Consider the following 18479-nt stretch of genomic DNA (forward strand, 5'->3'; position numbering starts at 1 on the left):
CGGGTCTGCTGCGTTGGCGCTCGCGCGCGCCAGGCCGGCGGCGCCGATGAACCGCATCGCGGCCTGAAGCGATCGAGTGGCTGGCCTGCGGGGTGACCTCGTTGGCCGGCAAGCCGTCAGGTGCGCCAGGAGGCGGGGCCGGCGGCCGGAAGCCCGTCCGCCTCCATGGCAGGCTGGTACCGCCCGAGTGCCGCCGCGCCGTTGCACCGCGCCCGATGCAGCAAGGCGGCCTGGGCATCGACACGATGGGCGTCGTCACCGGCCCACCGTTGCATCGCCGGCTCCTGCAGCGCGCGTCCGAAGGAAAACGTCAGCGGCCACGGCGCGATGTGGCTGATCGGCGCCCCCATCGTGCTGGGCCATGGCGGCTTGAGGTGGCGGTGCAGGGCATTCAGGCGCTCGGTCGCCAGCAGTGGCGATTGCCCGCCGGAAAGAAAGGCCACGCCGGCCACCGCCGCCGGCACCACGCGCAGCAGGCAGTCCAGCGTGGCATCGGCCACTTCGCCCACTGAGGTCGGACCTGGAAACGACGCACCCGGCAGCACCATGTTCGGTTTGAGGATCAGACCATCCAGGGCCGCGCCTTGCTCTCGAAGCTGTGTGAACACCTGGCACAGCACCTCCTCGGTGACCTCGGCACAACGGGCCAGGCCGTGGTCGCCTTGCATCATCACCTCCGGCTCGACGATGGGCACCAACCCCGCCGCCTGGCACAGCACCGCGTAACGGGCCAGGGCATGCGCATTTGCCTGGAGGCAGGCGCGGCTCGGCAGGTCGGTGCCGATCACCAGCACCGCCCGCCACTTGGCGAATCGAGCCCCCAGCGCCGCATGACGCCCGAGCCGCGCGCCCAAGGCATCCAGCCCTTCGGTCACCCGTTCGCCCGCGTGGCCGGGAAGCGGCGTGGTGCCGATGTCCACCTTGATGCCCAGCAGGATGCCGGCCGCGCGCAGCACCTCGATGAGCGGCACGCCCTCGGCGTTGCGCTGGTGCAGGGTTTCCTCGAACAGAATGGCGCCGCTGATGCGCTCGCCCAGTCCGGGCGCGGACACCAGCAGCTCCCGGTATCGACGCCGCGCCTCGTCGCCCGGGGCAATGCCGCAGGCGGCCAGGCGCCGGTCGCAGGTGGAGACGCTCTCGTCCATCGCCAACAGCCCCTTGCCAGGCGCCATCAGGGCCTGCGCGGTCGTGGCCAGGGCGTTCATGCGCTGAGCCGCCAGCGCCAGTCGCGAATCTCGGGCAGGTCTCGCCCGTATTCGCGGATGTATCGGTGATGTTCGATGAGCTTGGCCTCGAGTCGACGGGTCAGCGCCGCGCCGGCCTCGCCCTGGGCACGGGCTGGACCGCCGGCCGCCATCACCCGCTTCACCGTCTCCATGACCAAATGGAAGCGGTCCAGCTCATTGAGCACCGTCATGTCGAAGGGCGTGGTGATGGTGCCTTCCTCCTTGTAGCCGCGCACATGCAGGTGGACATGGTTGGCCCGGCGGTAGGTGAGGCGGTGGATCAGCGACGGATAGCCGTGGAAGGCAAAGATGACGGGCGTGTCGCGGGTGAACAGCGCGTCGTACTCCGCATCGCTCAGGCCATGGGGATGCGCGTCGTGCGGCTGCAGTTTCATCAGGTCGACCACATTCACCACCCGGACCGTCCATTCGGGCAGCGCCTCGCGCAGGATGGACACCGCCGCCAGGGTCTCCAGCGTGGGCACATCGCCGCAGCAGGCGAGGATGACGTCCGGGCCGGCTGCGGTCGTCGACTCAGTCCCCACTTCATTCCCCACCTCATTCCCCGCCCAATGCCAGACACCGATCCCCGCAGCGCAATGGGCCATTGCCGCCGGCATCGTCAGCCATTGCGGCGCCGGATGCTTGCCGGCCACCACCACATTGACATCGTGGCGGCTGCGCAGGCAGTGGTCCATCACCGAGAGCAGGCAGTTGGCATCCGGCGGCAGATAGACCCGCACGATCTCCGCCTTCTTGTTGACCACATGGTCGATGAAGCCCGGGTCCTGATGGGTGAAGCCGTTGTGGTCCTGCCGCCAGACATGAGAGGCCAGCAGATAGTTCAGCGACGCCACTTTGCGCCGCCAGGGCACTTGGGCACTGACCTTGAGCCATTTGGCATGCTGGTTGAACATCGAATCGACGATGTGGATGAAGGCCTCATAGCTGTTGAACAGGCCATGCCGGCCGGTGAGCAGATAGCCTTCCAGCCAGCCCTGGCACTGGTGCTCGCTCAGCATTTCCATCACCCGGCCCTGCGGCGCCAGCCAGTGGTCGCCGGGCGCGGTCTCGGCATCCCATTGCCGATTGGTGGCATCGAACACGGCGGTCAGGCCGTTGGATTCAGTCTCGTCCGGACCGAAGACCCGGAAGTTGCGGGCCTCCGCATTGAGCCGCATCACATCCCGCAGGAACGGGCCCAGCACCCGCGTGTCGCTGATGCCCGGCGATCCCGGCGCCGGCACCTCGGCGGCGTAGGACGCGATGTCGGGCAGATGCAGATCCCGCAGCAGCAGGCCGCCATTGGCATGCGGATTGGCGCCCATGCGACGTCGTCCGACCGGTGCCAGCGTGGCCAGCTCCGGCTCCAGCCGACCCTCCGCATCGAAGAGTTCACCGGGGCGATAGCTGTGCAGCCAGTCTTCCAGCAGGGCCAGATGGCCGGGATGATCGGCCGGATGCAGCGGCACCTGATGCGACCGGAAGTTGCCCTCCATCGGCTGGCCATCCACCGTGCGCGGCCCAGTCCAGCCCTTGGGCGAGTTCAGCACGATCATCGGCCAGCGCGGCCGCGCCGCTTGACCGTACTTGCGGGCCTGGCGTTGGATGCGGTGGATCTCCAGCACCGCCTGGTCCATGGCCGCGGCCATCTGCGCATGCATCGGGCCGGGCTCGTGGCCGGACACGAAGATCGGCATCCAGCCGCAACCGGTCAGGAACTGCGTCAGTTCCTCCGCCGGGATGCGGGCCAGCACCGCAGGGCTTGCGATCTTGTAGCCGTTCAGATGCAGGATGGGTAGCACCGCGCCATCGGTCACCGGATCCAGAAACTTGTTGGAGTGCCAGGCGGTGGCCAGCGGCCCGGTCTCGGCCTCGCCATCACCGATCACACAGGCCACGAACAGCGCGGGATTGTCGAAGGCAGCACCGAAGGCATGGCTGAGCGAATAACCCAGCTCGCCGCCTTCATGGATCGAGCCCGGGCATTCGGGCGAGGCATGGCTGGGAATGCCGCCGGGGAAGGAGAACTGCCGGAACAGCCGCCGCAGGCCGGCCTCGTCGCGCCCGATGTGCGGATAGACCTCGCTGTAGGTGCCCTCCAGGTAGGTGTTGGCCACCACCGCCGGGCCGCCATGGCCGGGGCCGCAGACATAGATCATGTCCAGGTCGAAGGACTTGATCACCCGGTTCAGATGGGCATAGATGAAGTTCTGTCCCGGCGTGGTGCCCCAGTGCCCGAGCAGCATCGGCTTCACATCCTCCAGGGTCAACCGCCGCTTGAGCAACGGGTTGTCCCAGAGGAAGATCTGTCCGACGGACAGGAAGTTCGCCGCACGCCAATAGGCGTCCAGGCGTTTCAATTCGGCAGGGGTGGGCGCAACATACATGGACGCACAGTAGGGCGCGCACCGGCTTCGCATCGGTGCGCTGGCGCACATGCGCGGGGCAGGTCGGCGAGAGAAGTGCCCGTGCCCGGCCCGATCGGCGCCATGCGCACTGTCGGGAGCGGTTCTTGCCGATCGGGCGGATTCAGCACGCACCAGGAGATTCACGCATGAGCACGCGCATCAGCCCACTGGCGGGTCAGCCCGCACCGGCCTCGGTCCTCATCGACCTCGACGCGCTCCTTGCCGCGTACACCGCGCAACGACCGGATCCGTCGGTGACGGCGCAGCGGGTGGCGTTCGGCACCTCGGGGCATCGTGGCTCGTCGCTGGACGTATCGTTCAATGAATGGCATGTGCTGGCGATTGCCCAGGCGGTGTGCGACTACCGACGGACGCAGGGCATCACCGGGCCGCTGTTCATGGGCGTGGACACCCATGCGCTGTCCCAGCCCGCCTGCGACAGCGCGCTGGAGGTGCTGGCGGCCAACGGCGTGGATGTGGTGCTGGCCAAGGGCGGTGAATACACCCCGACGCCGGCCATCTCGCATGCCATCGTCAAGCACAACCGCGGCGGCGGCACCCTGGCGGACGGCATCGTGCTCAGCCCCTCCCACAACCCGCCGCGCGATGGCGGCATCAAATACAACCCGACCCACGGCGGCCCGGCAGGCCAGACGGTGACCGACGCGATCCAATCCGCCGCCAACCGCTATCTGGAACACAAGCTGGAAGGCGTTCGACGACTGCCCCTGGCCCAGGCACTGACCGCGTCCACCACCCATCACCATGATTTCATGGGCAACTACATCGAAGACCTGGACCAGGTGATCGACATGGCCCTGATCCGCGACGCCGGCATCCGCATGGGCGTGGATGCCCTCGGTGGTGCCGGCGTGCATTACTGGCCGGCGATCGCGGAGCGCTGGAAGCTGAACCTGACGTTGGTCAGCGACGTGGTGGACCCGCGCTTCGGCTTCATGACGCTGGACTGGGACGGGCAGATCCGCATGGATCCGTCCTCCAGCTACGCGATGCAGCGGCTCACCGAGATCAAGGATCGCTTCGACATCGCCTGCGCCTGCGACACCGATCACGACCGCCACGGCATCGTCACGCCCGGCGACGGCCTGCTGCCCTCGAACCATTTCCTGGCCGTGGCCATCGACTACCTCTTCCGGCACCGCCCGGAATGGACGCCCGAGGCGGCCGTGGGCAAGACGGTGGTCAGCACCCAGTTGATCGACCGCGTGGCCCAACGGCTGGGCCGACAGCTCTACGAGGTGCCGGTGGGCTTCAAATGGTTTGCGCCTGGGCTGCTGGACGGCAACCTGGGGTTTGCGGGAGAAGAGAGCGCCGGCGCCGCCTTCCTGCGCCGCGACGGCACCGCCTGGTGCACCGACAAGGACGGCCTGATCGCCGGACTGCTGGCGGCGGAGATGACCGCCCGCACCGGTCGCGATCCCGGCGCGCTGTACCGCGAGCTGACGGACGCGCTCGGGCGGCCGTTCACCAACCGGGTGGATGCCGCGGCCACGCCGGCGCAGAAGGCGCGCTTGGGCGCGCTGTCGCCCGCTGCCATCAAGACCACCGAACTGGCCGGGGAGCCGATCACCCAGGTGATGAACGAAGCGCCAGGCAATGGCGCGCGCATTGGCGGCATCAAGGTCTCTACCGCCTCGGGCTGGTTTGCGGCGCGGCCGTCAGGGACCGAGAACATCTACAAGATCTATGCGGAGAGCTTCCACGGCGAGGACCATCTGCAGCGCCTGCTGGCACAGGCGCAAGCCACGGTGGATGCCGCCTTGGCGGACGAGTGAGGCGTGAGAGGGCGCGGACCGGGTGATCGTCGCGCCCGCTTGAGGAAGGGCGCTGCATCGCCTGCTGCAAGCGCCGTTGACGTCGCGGGCGCCTGCGGCGTGATCCCGACCGTTTGACGATCAGATGGGGCGCCAATCCTGGCCTGCTCCGGTACGGAGGATGCCATCGTCGGCGCCGGCTTCAGTACACCAGGTTCATGTTGTCCACCACATTGCGCACGCCGGCGCTGCCCCAGGCCGAGCGGGTGGCCAGATCGCGTTCCGCCCAGCTGTGCACCGTGCCGCTCAAGGTCACATCGTGGCCCTTGACCTCGACCGAGATGGTCTTCGCGTCGGCGGTGGCGCGCCGCTTGAGCGCCCCTTCGATGTCCGACTTCACCACCGTCGCAGACACCGACGGCTTGATGCCGATCTGGTTGCTGACCCCCACGACACCGGCCAGATGGCGCACGCTGTCGGCGGCGTCCTGGCGTTGGAATTGCCATTCCACATCGCCGGAAAGCGTCAGCCAGCCGCCTTCCACCATGACCTTGACCGCCTTCTCAGGCAGTGAACTGGTCCAGGCCAGGATGTGGGTGGCGGACTCGGCGATGTCGGCATCGGTCCGCTTGCCGTCATTGGGCAGCTTGACCTTGAGCTCGATCGTCAGCGCCTTCACGCCGTTGACCCGCTGGGCGGCGCGTTCCGCATTCCACTTCTCGACATAGCTGCCGACCTGACCGGCCAGCGTCACGATGCCGTTCTTCACTTCAACCCCGATTTGCGCGGCATGGATCGAGGGCTCGTACTTCAGTTCAGCCGTCACGTCCTGCTGCAGTTGTGCATCTGTTTTCATGGTCTTGTCCGGTTCGTTGAGGAAGCGTTCAGCCTGGGCGTTGGCGCGCCAGCGGTCTGTGCGATGCGACACATGCCGTCGCACAGGACCACAGTCGATCCGAGCTGGCCGGGGTCGACCGGAGCCGGGCGGGGTTCGGACAGAACGCAGCGGTACCCAGCACCCGCGGGACCAGGCCTGCCCATGTGCGGCACCGCACGGAATCGCTGCAAGGATGCGTCCAGACTGAGCGGCGATCTCGCCGAATGAATGCAGGCAATGCAGGCGAGACGCCCCACGTCGGTCGCGAACCGACGCCGATTCCTTCTGACAGCGAGCAAGCGCCATGACCTACCAAGGTGAACGAGCCCGTCCCCTGAGCACCGAAGACGGGCGCTATTTCGTGGTGTCCAAGGTCCGCCTGGATGCGGACGGGCAGGTGAGTGCCGTGCTGTGGGGCGAGGTGGATGCCGCGTCGGGCCATGACGTCGGCGCCCGCGTGCAGGCCAGCGCGGCAGAAGTCGTGGATGCGATCCATGACGGGGCCACCGTGGCGGCCGCCTTTGTCTCGGGCGATGCGCACGCGCGCCACCCACCCGAGCGGACCTTCGTGGTGATCCAGCATCCAGACGGCATGGAAGGACTCCGCCTCGCGGACGCGGAAGTGCCGGGCCGCTGCCTCACCGATATCCCGCGACTTCGGCCGCCTCATCCTCCGCGCGACTGAAAGTCGTTGGCAGCGTGGCGACAAAGGTCTGGCCGGACATGATCCGCAGCGAGACCGGGAAGGCCGGATCGATCACGCCGTCCACGACCGGCGCCCCATGGGACTCGAATCGCTCCACCACACCCAGGCGGTGCAGCATGGGGCGATTGGCGCGGTGGATCGGCCATTGCTGGGCAGACAGCCGTGTCACCCGGTGCAGCAGGCCCAGCAACAGCGGGTCGAACGGCACCCAGTCATCGTCCAGGCGAAGCTCGGCCCAATAGTGACCGGTGGAGTAGGGCTCCGCCATCAGCAGCCCGAAACACAGCCGTGCCTGCAGGCCGGCCGCCCCGGCTTCATGCACCAGGAGCCGTGCCGCGCCGCCGCATTCGCACATGCGGTGGCGCTGAATGAAGTCCAGGTTCCAGCGGCACACCTCCGGCAGCATGAAGAAGCGAAAGTTGCGAAACCGCTCCAGCAGCGTACGCAGCACGCCATCGGCTCGCCGATCAAACACATCCACTCGCCGCCGAAGGATGAATGGGGCGCCATCGACCGCGTCCGCCTCCGCGCCTGCCGGTACGGTCATTCCGGACCTCGGGCCTGCACCCTGCGAGGGCGACAGCCCGGCGCTGACCTGGAGCGTGGCCCATCGCGGCCCTTTGTCCGATTCGGTCAATGAGGTGGCCCAGGTGCGCATCGCCATTCGCCGAATCGAGGGAAGGCCCAGATCGAGACTGAGATTGGCCAGGTCATTGCGATCGAATCGGCGCTGTCCTTGATCGCCGCGACAGGGTAAACCTTGGTCGACCCATGATTGCAGCGGCGATTCACCAATGCCGTATTGCCGCGCGGCGGTCACGGCATCGATGTCGAATGACCGGCCCGCCTCCGGAATGCATCGAATCAGGGAGATCAAGGTCGTGACACTGCAATCCGGAAGGGCAGTGACGCCGGGCGCCGGCGATTCATTGGCGCAGGCCGTGCGCATGGATTCACGGGGTAGACGGTCATCGGGGGTGTTCAGCATGGCGGCCCAGTTTGGTGTTCCTGCTCGACAGTCATTGGCACGATGACAGCAATGCCTGCAATTGCACCGCGCGTATACCGCCTTGACGTTCCAAGAAAGATACGGCAAAAATGAATCAGACCCTAACGCCGATCGGTGATTGACGCGGTTTGCCTGAATCAATTGCCATCCGGTCGGTGCAGTGGCCAATCCAATCTCCGGATCACCCACGTCGATGACGCGCGCGGTCCCACGACAAGATGAACGCGATGATCGAGTCCGTCGAGAGGGAGTTGAGGGACATCTATGTCAAGGCGCTTCGATTGCGAAGCCGCCCCGAAGACCTTCCCCGTGCCGACCTGATTGCCGCCCTGGCCATCGACTCCATTGCCGCGATGGAGATCCTGGTGCACATCGAGACCGCCTTCTCGATTGAATTTCCCGCCGAATCCCTCAACGCCCGGACCATCGATTCATTCGATTCCGCCGCCCGCTGCATCGTGGCCGCCCAGTCGACGGCCGAGCCTCATCCGGAGCCCTGACCATGTCCTTGCAAGCCCCCGACGCCACCCACTGGAATGACCTGGCCGCCAGCTATGACCGAGTCATGGGCAATGTGCCGCAGATGCATGCGCTGTTCCAGGAGATCGTCAGCCACATCCAGCCGGACACGGCCACCATCCTCGACCTCGGTGCGGGCACCGGCAACCTGCTGATCCAGGCCGCGCGGGCCCGGCCGCAAGCCGCCTTGCTGGCACTCGACCCGGCCCCGGCGATGCTGGAGCGGCTGCGCGAGAAGGTCCCCGAGGACGTGGCGCTGACCACGCTGATCGGGTCGGCCCATGCAATCGATCTGCCCGATCATTCGGTGGACACCATCATTTCCAATTACGCGCTGCACCACCTCACCCATGCGGACAAGCGGGTGTGTGCGCAAGAGGTGCTGCGGGTGTTGAAGCCCGGCGGCAAGTTCATCTACGGTGATCAGCATTGCCGGCGAATGGGGGGTCCGGAGGACCCGGCCTGGGTGGCCGACATGTACGACTTGCTGTCGAGCAAGGCCTTGCACTATCTGCGCACGGCGGGCTTGGACCGCATGCTGTTGCAGGTCGAGTTGATTCCGAAGTTCCTGCGCGCAGATGGCGAAATGCCGGTGCCGGTCGAGTACTGGGTGTCGGCGCTGGAGGATGCGGGCTTTCCGCCGCCGCTGGTGGTGGAGATGGATCCGGCGCCGCTGCTCAATCGGGTCATTGTCGCGACCAAGCCGCGAGCGAGCTGATGGGGTCCGCTTCGCAGCGGGCGGGAGCCGGTGCGGTCGCCATCGTGGGATCCGGTGTGGTCAATCCGGTGGCGACCGGGATCTCTGCGTTCGAACAAGCCTTGCGGCGGGGGCAGCCATCCCTCAGCGAGCTCACCGGCATGCCGATTCCGCGAGGGAAATCGCTCGCGGGTCTGGTCAATGACCCGGCCTTCGCCGGCCCTGCAAAAGGCCTGCGAATGGCCACCGCCGCCGCGCGCGAAGCGCTCGCGGGCTGCCGCATTCCGACGGCCGGCATGGGCTTGATCCTGGCCACCATGGCCGGCGACAGCGCCATGGCGGAATCGCATTACCCCGCGCTCGCTGCCTTGGCCGGCGATCCGACCGACCGGGGCAGCCCGAGCGACTCCGCCGATCAAGCGTCGACGTCGGACGCCACCCTCGACCGTGCGGACTCGCTGGATCAGCGCCGCCTGCTCGCAGACGCCGTGAGCCGCTATTCGAATGGCTCGCTGCTGCAGCGCCTGGCGAGCGCGGTCGGCATTGGCGGGCCCCGCTTCGTCGTGAGCAATGCCTGCGCCTCGGGCAACATCGCCATCGGCCTGGCACTGGACCTGCTGCGTCTGGGGCGCTGCGAGTCGGTGCTGATCGTCGGGCTGGAGGTGATGAAGCCCAGCATCCTGTGGGGTGCCGAGCGCGCCGGCTTCGTGGGCACCCAGCTCCGGCCGTTCCACCGCGATCGGGACGGCGCCATTCTGGGCGAGGGCGCCGCGGCGCTGGTGCTGGCGCGGCCGGACGTCGGCGCAGCTCCCCAGGCGTGGGTCGAAGGCTTCGGCAGCGTCTGCGATCGGGGTGCCGCGCCCATCACGCTGGCGCCGGATGGCTCCGGCCTGGAGCGCGCCATGCAACTGGCCTTGCGCGACGCCGGCCGTGCGGCCTCCGATGTGGCCTATGTCAGCGCCCATGCCCCCGGCACCCGAATGATCGACCTGATCGAATGTCAGGCGATCACGCGGGTCTGCGGTCCGCAGTCGCAGGTGGCGGTGAATGCGACCAAGTCGATCACAACCCATCTGTCCGGCGCCGCGGCCATCACCGAAGTGATCGCGGCCGTGCTTCAGATGCGGGGTCACTTCATTCATGGCAACGCGCAGCTGGATGCGTCTGACCCGGCACTCGGTCTTGAGCCGGTCGGCCCTCAGGGATTGGACCTCAGCGTCGCCTTCGGCCTGTCGAATGCCTGTGGCGGCGGCGGACTCAACACCTGCATTGCGCTGGGCACCGACGCGCCGCTGACACAGGCACAAGCACAAGCACAAGCACAGGCACAGGCACAGGCACAGGCACAGGCACAGGCACAGGCACAGGCACAGGCGATCCCATCGGCGGGAGAGGGCGCGCCGACGCGCTCCGATCGGCCGCCTGCGCTGCCTGATTTGGTGATCACGGGGGTGGGGACCTTGTCGGGCCCGGCGCTGCAGTGGGCGCCGTGGGGACAGGAGGCCGGATCCGGAGGGTCGGGCGTGGCCGGCGCATCGGCCGGGTCCGGCACCTCGCTCGCCACCTTCGACATCGACGCGCACTTTCCGCCGGATGCGAACTTCGCTTTCATGAACCGTGCGGCGCAGTTGGCCGCCGTGGCGGCATCGGACGCGCTGACACAAGCCGGCATCGGCCCGTCGGCGCTGCCGTGTGCGGATGATCGCTTTGCGGTGATCGGCGGCACCTGTCTCGGCGGTGCGCCGCAGGCGAGCCGGGTGCTGTGCGAGGGTCTGACGACCCGTCCCAATGCCATCACGCCCAACATGTCACTGGACCATGGCATTCACCTGGGTGCGGCGCTGATCTGTCGACATTTCGGACTGACCGGCACCACCTACACCCTCACCGGGTCCCGGCGTTCCGGTCTGCAGGCGCTGGAGATCGCGGCGATGACGGTTCAGGTCGACCGCGCCGATGCGGCCCTGGCCCTGGGCTACGACAGCGCCGATGCCTTCGAGGCCAGCGTGTGCCAAGGTCTGGGCCTGCCGGCCGACCACGCCGACGGCGCCGCCGCGGTGGTGCTGGAACGCGCCGACGATGCACGGCGGCGCGGCGCCCGCGCGAATGCCCGGCTGCTGGACATCCGGACGCTGCCTGCGGCGGATTCGCCGGAGGCCACCGCTGGGGCACTGGCGGACTGGCTCACCCAACAGGCCTGCGACGCGCTCTACTTGGCCGTGCAGGCGCCGTCACGCTGGCGTGAGCTGATGGACCTGACGCTGGCGCGGATGCCTGAGCCGCCCACCTGCCTGAGCCTCAGCGCCGAATGGCCCGACACCCGCGCCGCACTGGGCCTGCTCGCGCTGTCGGACGCGGTGAAGACCGCTGTGGCACAGGGCCGGCGGGCCGCCGTCGTGGCGCCTGGCAGCGATGGCGTGATCCTCGTGGCTGCGGTGGCGCCGGCATGAGCCCTCCGCACACGGCCATGTCGCTGGATCCCAGGCTGAACCCGGCCTTGTTCTGGTCGATGGCCTACAAGCTCAGCGATGCCGTCACTTTGCTGCTGGAGGGCCAAGCCCTGGCCCGCCTCGCGGAATCGCCCGCCAGCGCCGCGACGCTGGCCGAGGCGCTGGGCTGGCAGACCGACCCGCTGACCCGATTGCTGGACCTCCTGACCAGCGCTGGCGTGCTGCTGCGACAAGGCGACCGCTATGCCGTGCCGCCCGCCACCGCGGCGGTGCTGCCGGTGATGGCGATGGAGGCCCAAGTCCGGCGGTGGCATGCCGCCAATGGCTCCCTGCGCCGCATGGTGGAGACGGGGCAGGGCGCGGATCCGCTGGGCCGGATCGAGGAGCCGGCGTTTCATTCAGGCTATCAGCAGGCGATGGCCGCCTCGACACGCGCCCTGGCCCTGCATCTGTTCCGGCACGCCGGATTGACCGATGGCATGCGGGTGCTTGACCTGGGCGGCGCCGATGGGGCCCTGGCGGAACAGCTCGCCCGGCTCATGCCGAATGCCCGCTTCTGTGTCGTCGACCGTCCGCCGGTCGAGCCGCATTTCATGGCCCGGATGGCGGCACGCGCTGAATCACTCGGCCCGGCAGAGGCGGCGCGCTGCCGCTTCGTGGCCGAAGATGTGACCCGCGCCGATCGGCTGTTGACGGAGGCCGCGGAGTCGCAGGCGGTGATCCTGTCCAACCTGCTGCACATGATTCCCCAGCCCGCCGCCCAGGGCCTGCTGGCTGCCTTGCACCAGGTCCTGCCACCCGGTGCCCGCCTCATCGTCTACGACCAGTTTGTGTTGCCGGACCACCTGGATGTGGCCGGTCTCATGACCGTCGACTGGGTGAATCTGGGCACCTTGTTCGATGGCTCGGATGCGGCGCTCTCGGCTCATCTGATCCACACCGGCTGGCATGAGGTCAGCGCCCGGCGATTTCCCTTGTTGCCCGGCGCCCTGGTCTGTGCGGCCACGCCCAACGCCTCCTAGGAGCCCCCCATGCTGACCGATGCCCACTGCCATCCCCATGCCGCCGCCGCGTTGTCGGTGCCCGAGGGCGTGCCGGCTGAAACCCTGGTGCTGCTGCCGATGGTCATCACCCAGATCGACGAGCAGTTCGGTTGTGTCTCCGCCATCACGCCGGAAGGTCGATGGGTGCGGCCCGAACCGATCTTCACCCGCCAGGTGATCGGCACGCCGCAGGCCCCCGCGAGCTATCAATACCGGCAGGCCTTTCGGTGTGCCGTCGCGCCCGGCATGCAGGACGATCGGCGACCGGAGGATCATCATCTGGTGCAAGACCTCAGTCCACCCGATGCGGCACCGTTCGGACAGGACGAGGCGCTGGCCCACTGGATGGCGCGCCACACCGACCCGAGTGTGATCGACGCCTTCGCGGGAGAGCGCAGCGTGGGGATGGTGACGGCGACACCGCAACGGCTGTATCTGCAGCGCTCCACACGCAACCGCGTCTTCGTCCGGCTGGCCTTTGTGGATGCCACCGGCACGGCTTACGACTGGATCGTGCCGGATGTGGCCTTCTCCCATGCCGTGCTTCGGATCATGCGCGACCAGCCGGATCAGGAAGCCATCGGCGAGCGACTGCTGGCCATCCTGGCCGGCACGCGGTTGTTCATTGCCGCGGCATTGACCAAACCCAATCACCGCTTCCCCGGCGTGTTCCGCGGCTGCCAGCCACTGGTCGGGGGCGTGCACACCTTCCCGGATTACCGGCCGCTGTTTGAGGCGGCCTATCCTGTGGCCGCCGCGGTCGACATCGCGAACACCGCGAACACCGCGACCGCAGCGACCGCCACGACCACCGAAGCAGCGCCTGAATGACGCTGTCGGCCGTGGCCGGAGAAACCTCCGGTCACCGCAAATCTCCCCATCGATCCGCCGCGTTGCCCGACACTGCGGTGCCTCAATGACTCTTCAGGAAAGAAGCGATATGAAACTGGGCTATGTGATCATCTACACGAACAATGTCGAAGCGTCGGTGACGTTCTATGAAAAGGCCTTTGCATTGAGCCGTCGTTTTGTCCATGAGAGTGGCCAATACGCGGAAATGGAAACCGGCAGCACCGCGCTGGCCTTTGTCGGCGACGAACTGGCGCAAAGCAATGTGGCCAGCTATCGCAAGAACACGCCCGCCCAGGAGCCCGCCGGCATCGAAGTCGCCCTGGTCAGTGATGATCTCGATGCGGCCTATCAGCGCGCGGTTGCGGCTGGTGCCAAACCGGTCAATCCGCCGCAGACCAAGCCCTGGGGCCAGCAGGTGGCCTATGTGCTGGACAACAACGGCGTGCTGATCGAGCTGGCCACGCCGATGGGCTGAGACGGGAGCGCCCGGCCATGATCGATCTCCGAGGACAGGTCTGCATCGTCACCGGTGCCTCGGGACTGATCGGTCTCGCGGTCTGCCGACTGTTGCTGCGCCAGCAGGCGGTCGTGCTGGCGCTGTTTCATCGCCACGGGGCGGCATTGGACGACCTCGGCGCCACCGCGGCCGCAATGGCTGGCGAGATGGCGGGCGCCTCGGCGCCGGCAGACACCCGCCCCGTCGGTCGACTCGACACGCTGCAGGTCGACCTGACGGACCCTGCAGCGGCTCGCACCGTGGTCGCCCAGGCGCTGGAGCGCCATGGGCGCGTCGATGCGTTGATTCATTGCGCCGGCACGACCTTGCGAAAGTCCGCCCTGATGACCAGCCGGGCCGATCAGGCGGCCCTGTTCGATCTGAATCTCGTGTCCGCCACGCAGCTCTGCCGCGAAGTGCTTCGCCCGATGTGGCGTCAGAACAGCGGCCGCATCGTGCTGGTGGGCTCGCGCGCGGGCGCCCACGGCCTGCCTGGACAGGCGGATTACGCCGCCACCAAGGCCGCGCTGGAGGGCTATGCCAAATCTTTGGCGGGGGAGGTGGGTCGTCATCAGATCACCGTCAATGTGGTGGCCCCGGGTGCGCTCGTGGCGCCCCCCGGCAGCCCCTACAGCGAGGACGAACAAACCCGCATCCAGGCGGCGATCGGACTGGGCCGGGTGGCTCAACCCGAGGAGATTGCCGCCGTGGTCGCCTTTCTCGTCTCGCCGCTGGCGTCCTACGTCAGTGGCGCCGTCATTCCGGTCGATGGCGCGGCGCGTTTCTGACCATGACACACGCCCTGGGCCTCGACATCGGCGGCAGCAAGATGGCCTGGGGCGTGCTGGCCGGCGGGCGGGTCGTCGACACCGACCAGGTCCCCCTGGATGCCGGTTTGCCCGCGCGCGAGGCGGTGCAGCCCTTGCTGGACCGCCTCTCGGCCTGGGTCGCCCGAGTCGGTACGTTTTCGGCCTTGGTGATCGGCAGCGCGCCGACGCTGGACGCCGGCGGAATCATCGAACGATGGCCCAATCATCCGCATTGGGTCGGCTTGCCGCTCGGTCCCTTGCTGGCCGACTTCGTGCGCCAGGAGCTCGCCTGGTGCGACGACGGCAGCGCGGCCACGGTGGCGGATGCCAGCCGCCTGGGCGTGGCGTCGCTGATTCATCTGTCGCTGGGCACCGGCGTCGGAGGCGGCGTCTGGACAGAGGGTCGGCTGCTGCGGGACCGGGAACTGGGCCATCTCATCGTCCAGCCGGCGGGCGAGCGCTGCAGTTGCGGCCGACAAGGCTGTCTGCAGGCCTATGCGTCTTCGCGATCGCTGGCCCGGCACACCGCGGACGGTGGCACGGTGCAGGACTGGCTCGACCGGGCCACCCGCATGACGGCGCACTGCCTGATCAATCTGCACGAGCTGTTCCGCCCCACCGTGGTGACGCTCAGTGGCGGGATCGGTGAACAGTTTCCGAGTTTTCCGGACGATGTGATGCGGCAGTTGAAGACGCTGGATCGGGGCACACCCGAGCGTTTGCCGCAGGTGATCCGCTCGCCCAGCGGTGCCAATGCCTCGTTGCAGGGCGCCTTGGCATTGGCGGGCATGACGCCGGACCAGCGTGCCTCCATTTGCCAGGTCTTGCCCGCGCGCTCGAAGCAATGACTCTGACATTCACACGCGTGATCACACCAGCAGGATGCACCGTTCAAGCCCGGCCAAGCCCGATCAATGCTCGAACAATGCCCGAATGAATGAATGCAATCGACGATTGCAATGAAACGAGGGACGCGTTCCCCCCTTTCCGGGGGGCCTCTCATTCATTGACAGGGTGGGGTGGGGTTCCTAGTATCGGTCGGGCAGATTGGGTGGCACTCGATGGCGTGTTGTGTTGTCTGATCACGAGGTCGCTCGGTTGGGCCGGACCGAGTTTCGGTCAGCGGTTCTCAGGACGCGATGGCGACACACGCCCCCGGGATGGTTTCCACGTTCAACAGGACACCCCATGACCCAGCGATCGACGGTGTGGACACAATGGCTCCGCCACCGCCTGCCGGCGCCTCGCCAGCTCCTGATGTATGCCGCCGGCTGTGTGCTGTTCTCCATCGGCGCCAAGTTCTTCATCGACGCCCGGCTGGGCACCGATCCGCTGGACGTGCTGGTCATCGGCATGAACCATTACCTCCAGCTCGGCATGGGCGGCTGTTCCGCGATCGTGGCGGTGGTCCTGCTGACCTGGTGGGTGCTGTGGAATCGACGCTTTCCACCGCTGATGCCCTTCGTCACCACGGCCGCCGTCGGCTATCTCATCGACCTGTGGAATTGGCTGCGGATCGAGCGCTACACCGCCATTCCGGATGCGCCGCTGGTGCAGGTGGTGCTTGGACTGATCCTGTGCGCCTACGCCTCGTCATTGATCATCATGAGCGGCGTGGGCATTCGCATCATGGACCTGGTGGCCATCACCATGATGGAGAAGCTGGGCTATTCCTTCTTCCGCGCCAAGATGACGCTGGAGATCAGCCTGTTCGCCACCGGATGGCTGCTGGGCGGACCGGTGGGTGTGGCCACCGTCATGTTCCTGTTCCTGGTGGGCCCTCTGATTCAGCCGTTCATTGCGCTCAACAGCAGCGTGATGCGGTGGAAAAACTTCGGATTCGAGCGAGCGACCAGCCAGGGATAGCGCCGTTCGGACGAACGTGCGTCACATCTGGACGCCCTTCAGGGGCAAAGGCTTGCCATGCACAGCGGCGCGCGAACGACGCGCCGGGTCCGTGCTGCTTCGGGCATGTTCATTCGTTCTCGTGGAAAGCCCCGCATCGCGCGCCCTCCTGAATCCGTTTCATGTCGGGACGCGAGGCAGTGCTTCCTTGTTGTCAAACAGAGGAGAGTTGAAATGACGTCGAATCTCGTGAAGGTCTCGGATGGAGACATTGCGGTCGAACAGCTCGGCAATCGCGCAGCCGGCTCGACCGCCAGCATCGTGGCCGTGGCCTGCGACAAGTTTTCCGCCCTGGCCAAGCTGTCCTACCCAGTGGACCAGATGCAATTGCGGGGCTATGGCCGCAGCGTGGTGGCGACCAAGGGCAATTTCCGGCTGACGGACTATGTGAGTGACATCGACACCATCGCCGCACAGAGCAAGACGCCCGTCGTGCTGTTCGGCTATTCGCATGGCGGCTATTTCACTGCGGCCCATGCGGTGTCGCGTCCCGGCAATATCAAGGCACTGATCCTGATCGAGCCGGCCTTGTTCACCGACCGGGCCGATCTGCTGGAGCGGGCCGAGAAGGCGGCCGCCGGCAACCAGGACCAGGCGCTGGAACGCACCGTTCAGTTCATCGAACCCACAGTGGGCTTGCGCAAGGATTCGGTGAGCCATTGGGTGAAGGCGGTCGCCGCCAACATCAATGACACCCGCAGCCTGGCCGATGAGTTCCGGGTGCGGGCCGAGCACCCGATCACCGAGGAGGCCCTGGCCCGCATCGATGTGCCCACCTTGCTGATCGGCGGCACCCACAGCCAGATGGCCTTCATGACCAAGCGGGCGGCGCAGGCCATTCCGTATGCGTCGGTGGCCTGGATCCAGGGCGCCACCCACCTGAGCCTGCAGGAGGACGCGGCCGCCGCCCCGATCGCAGCGGTGATTGATGCCTTCTTGAATGGGCTGAAGTAGGGCGGTCCGATCGGCCGGGATGGGCGGGCACAACGCCCAGCCGGCCGGTGTCCTGGCGGCACGCGGTGCGACCGCGGGCCGCGTCTCGTGCGGATCGCCAGGGGGCGTCGAACCCGGACGCCTACTTGGCGGGCTTGCTGGGGGCCTTGCCGGGCGCTTTGGCCGTTGGCTTTGCGCCCGCACTTTTGGCCGAGGTAGCGGACGTCGCCGACGTCGTCTTCTTCGCTGCGGCTTTCTTCGCCGCAGGCACTGCCGTGGCCTTGGCCTTGGCCGTGGAGGAGGGCGCCGACTTGGGCTTGGGCAACGGTATCTCTGCGGCGGTCCGCCGAATCAGGGTCGACAGCCACTCGCGGTCTTCCCACAGGTCACCGTCGATCAGGAAGCTGGGCTTGGCGCCCGGATAGGCGAGGCCTTCTTTCGGCTGCGCAATGTGCTGTCGACCGGCCTCGGTGATCTTTACGAAGAGCTGGTCGTCACACAGAAAGCCGACCACGCGGCCATCGCAATAGATGCCGAACTCGCCGAACATCTTCTTCGCGGAGACGTCGCCGGCCTGACTGATCTGCTCCAGGACATAGTCCATCGTGCTTTGTCGTGATCCCATGGTCTCTCCTCAAAGACGGCGCGGATCGCCGCCATGGACGGTGACTGCAGGCGCGAGCGAGCCGGCAAGCGGCAGATGGTGTCGAATCATTCGGTGGGGCACGGACATCCTCGATGAAAGTGGGTGATGGCAACGATCAATGTAGC

17 protein-coding genes are annotated in these 18479 nt (G+C 67.1%); 12 read left to right on the forward strand and 5 right to left on the reverse strand.

The window, feature by feature from the left end:
• Positions 1 to 116 precede the first annotated feature (116 nt).
• Together N4261_RS13435 and N4261_RS13440 are read right to left on the reverse strand one after the other, a co-directional pair.
• The gene (locus N4261_RS13435) at positions 117 to 1205 is read right to left on the reverse strand and encodes a class I fructose-bisphosphate aldolase (RefSeq protein ID WP_261755813.1); all 1089 of its coding nucleotides are present in this window, start codon (positions 1203 to 1205) and stop codon (positions 117 to 119) included.
• The gene (locus N4261_RS13440; protein WP_261755814.1) at positions 1202 to 3616 is read right to left on the reverse strand and encodes a phosphoketolase family protein; all 2415 of its coding nucleotides are present in this window, start codon (positions 3614 to 3616) and stop codon (positions 1202 to 1204) included. Before N4261_RS13440 ends, N4261_RS13435 begins: the two co-directional genes overlap by 4 nt.
• 167 nt (positions 3617 to 3783) lie before the next feature.
• Here N4261_RS13440 and pgm point away from each other — a divergent pair, with 167 nt between their 5' ends.
• On the forward strand, positions 3784 to 5433 hold the full coding sequence (pgm, locus tag N4261_RS13445; RefSeq protein WP_261755815.1) for a phosphoglucomutase (alpha-D-glucose-1,6-bisphosphate-dependent): 1650 nt from the start codon (positions 3784 to 3786) through the stop codon (positions 5431 to 5433).
• Between the two features lie 181 nt (positions 5434 to 5614).
• On the opposite strand, the gene N4261_RS13450 is transcribed toward pgm, so the two are convergent.
• Positions 5615 to 6268, reverse strand: a complete 654-nt coding sequence (locus N4261_RS13450) for a BON domain-containing protein (RefSeq protein WP_261755816.1) — start codon at positions 6266 to 6268, stop codon at positions 5615 to 5617.
• A gap of 325 nt (positions 6269 to 6593) precedes the next feature.
• On the opposite strand from N4261_RS13450, the gene N4261_RS13455 reads away from it, so the two are divergent.
• Entirely contained in the window at positions 6594 to 6974 is a 381-nt protein-coding gene (locus N4261_RS13455; RefSeq protein WP_261755817.1) for a hypothetical protein, read from the forward strand.
• Here N4261_RS13455 and N4261_RS13460 read toward each other — a convergent pair.
• Complete coding sequence (locus N4261_RS13460; RefSeq protein ID WP_261755818.1) at positions 6928 to 7542, reverse strand: transglutaminase-like domain-containing protein; 615 nt, start codon at positions 7540 to 7542, stop codon at positions 6928 to 6930. The two genes, N4261_RS13455 and N4261_RS13460, sit on opposite strands and share 47 nt — an antisense overlap.
• A gap of 689 nt (positions 7543 to 8231) precedes the next feature.
• Here N4261_RS13460 and N4261_RS13465 point away from each other — a divergent pair.
• From N4261_RS13465 to N4261_RS13510, 10 genes are all read left to right on the forward strand, one after another.
• On the forward strand, positions 8232 to 8504 hold the full coding sequence (locus N4261_RS13465; RefSeq protein WP_261755819.1) for an acyl carrier protein: 273 nt from the start codon (positions 8232 to 8234) through the stop codon (positions 8502 to 8504).
• A 2-nt stretch (positions 8505 to 8506) separates the two neighbouring features.
• A complete protein-coding gene (locus tag N4261_RS13470; protein ID WP_261755820.1) occupies positions 8507 to 9241 on the forward strand; it encodes a class I SAM-dependent methyltransferase in 735 nt (244 codons plus the stop codon).
• Complete coding sequence (locus N4261_RS13475; protein ID WP_261755821.1) at positions 9241 to 11670, forward strand: beta-ketoacyl synthase N-terminal-like domain-containing protein; 2430 nt, start codon at positions 9241 to 9243, stop codon at positions 11668 to 11670. The genes N4261_RS13470 and N4261_RS13475 overlap by 1 nt, the downstream gene beginning before the upstream one ends.
• A complete protein-coding gene (locus N4261_RS13480; RefSeq protein WP_261755822.1) occupies positions 11667 to 12692 on the forward strand; it encodes a class I SAM-dependent methyltransferase in 1026 nt (341 codons plus the stop codon). Before N4261_RS13475 ends, N4261_RS13480 begins: the two co-directional genes overlap by 4 nt.
• Before the next feature lie 9 nt (positions 12693 to 12701).
• On the forward strand, positions 12702 to 13544 hold the full coding sequence (locus N4261_RS13485) for a hypothetical protein (RefSeq protein WP_261755823.1): 843 nt from the start codon (positions 12702 to 12704) through the stop codon (positions 13542 to 13544).
• 109 nt (positions 13545 to 13653) lie between these two features.
• The gene (locus tag N4261_RS13490) at positions 13654 to 14040 is read left to right on the forward strand and encodes a VOC family protein (RefSeq protein ID WP_261755824.1); all 387 of its coding nucleotides are present in this window, start codon (positions 13654 to 13656) and stop codon (positions 14038 to 14040) included.
• A 17-nt stretch (positions 14041 to 14057) separates the two neighbouring features.
• Positions 14058 to 14849, forward strand: coding sequence for an SDR family NAD(P)-dependent oxidoreductase (locus N4261_RS13495; protein ID WP_261755825.1), 792 nt, complete (start codon positions 14058 to 14060; stop codon positions 14847 to 14849).
• A 2-nt stretch (positions 14850 to 14851) separates the two neighbouring features.
• Entirely contained in the window at positions 14852 to 15718 is an 867-nt protein-coding gene (locus N4261_RS13500; RefSeq protein ID WP_261755826.1) for an ROK family protein, read from the forward strand.
• 340 nt (positions 15719 to 16058) lie between these two features.
• Positions 16059 to 16736, forward strand: coding sequence for a YczE/YyaS/YitT family protein (locus N4261_RS13505; protein ID WP_261755827.1), 678 nt, complete (start codon positions 16059 to 16061; stop codon positions 16734 to 16736).
• Between the two features lie 213 nt (positions 16737 to 16949).
• Complete coding sequence (locus N4261_RS13510; RefSeq protein WP_261755828.1) at positions 16950 to 17729, forward strand: alpha/beta fold hydrolase; 780 nt, start codon at positions 16950 to 16952, stop codon at positions 17727 to 17729.
• Positions 17730 to 17850: 121 nt separating this feature from the next.
• Here N4261_RS13510 and N4261_RS13515 read toward each other — a convergent pair whose 3' ends face one another.
• Positions 17851 to 18333, reverse strand: coding sequence for a TfoX/Sxy family protein (locus tag N4261_RS13515; protein ID WP_354005361.1), 483 nt, complete (start codon positions 18331 to 18333; stop codon positions 17851 to 17853).
• Between the last annotated feature and the right edge of the window lie 146 nt (positions 18334 to 18479).

Source organism: Roseateles amylovorans (assembly GCF_025398155.2).
Lineage (GTDB): Bacteria > Pseudomonadota > Gammaproteobacteria > Burkholderiales > Burkholderiaceae_C > Roseateles > Roseateles amylovorans.

Bases quoted from the DNA above. Each gene is read 5' to 3' on its own strand.
- pgm (WP_261755815.1), top strand. From the start codon at position 3,784: ATGAGCACGCGCATCAGCCCACTGGCGGGTCAGCCCGCACCGGCCTCG.
- N4261_RS13470 (WP_261755820.1), top strand. From the start codon at position 8,507: ATGTCCTTGCAAGCCCCCGACGCCACCCACTGGAATGACCTGGCCGCC.
- N4261_RS13475 (WP_261755821.1), top strand. From the start codon at position 9,241: ATGGGGTCCGCTTCGCAGCGGGCGGGAGCCGGTGCGGTCGCCATCGTG.
- N4261_RS13505 (WP_261755827.1), top strand. From the start codon at position 16,059: ATGACCCAGCGATCGACGGTGTGGACACAATGGCTCCGCCACCGCCTG.
- N4261_RS13510 (WP_261755828.1), top strand. From the start codon at position 16,950: ATGACGTCGAATCTCGTGAAGGTCTCGGATGGAGACATTGCGGTCGAA.
- N4261_RS13465 (WP_261755819.1), top strand. From the start codon at position 8,232: ATGATCGAGTCCGTCGAGAGGGAGTTGAGGGACATCTATGTCAAGGCG.
- N4261_RS13480 (WP_261755822.1), top strand. From the start codon at position 11,667: ATGAGCCCTCCGCACACGGCCATGTCGCTGGATCCCAGGCTGAACCCG.
- N4261_RS13485 (WP_261755823.1), top strand. From the start codon at position 12,702: ATGCTGACCGATGCCCACTGCCATCCCCATGCCGCCGCCGCGTTGTCG.
- N4261_RS13435 (WP_261755813.1), bottom strand. From the start codon at position 1,205: ATGAACGCCCTGGCCACGACCGCGCAGGCCCTGATGGCGCCTGGCAAG.
- N4261_RS13490 (WP_261755824.1), top strand. From the start codon at position 13,654: ATGAAACTGGGCTATGTGATCATCTACACGAACAATGTCGAAGCGTCG.
- N4261_RS13500 (WP_261755826.1), top strand. From the start codon at position 14,852: ATGACACACGCCCTGGGCCTCGACATCGGCGGCAGCAAGATGGCCTGG.
- N4261_RS13460 (WP_261755818.1), bottom strand. From the start codon at position 7,542: ATGACCGTACCGGCAGGCGCGGAGGCGGACGCGGTCGATGGCGCCCCA.
- N4261_RS13455 (WP_261755817.1), top strand. From the start codon at position 6,594: ATGACCTACCAAGGTGAACGAGCCCGTCCCCTGAGCACCGAAGACGGG.
- N4261_RS13495 (WP_261755825.1), top strand. From the start codon at position 14,058: ATGATCGATCTCCGAGGACAGGTCTGCATCGTCACCGGTGCCTCGGGA.
- N4261_RS13440 (WP_261755814.1), bottom strand. From the start codon at position 3,616: ATGTATGTTGCGCCCACCCCTGCCGAATTGAAACGCCTGGACGCCTAT.
- N4261_RS13515 (WP_354005361.1), bottom strand. From the start codon at position 18,333: ATGGGATCACGACAAAGCACGATGGACTATGTCCTGGAGCAGATCAGT.
- N4261_RS13450 (WP_261755816.1), bottom strand. From the start codon at position 6,268: ATGAAAACAGATGCACAACTGCAGCAGGACGTGACGGCTGAACTGAAG.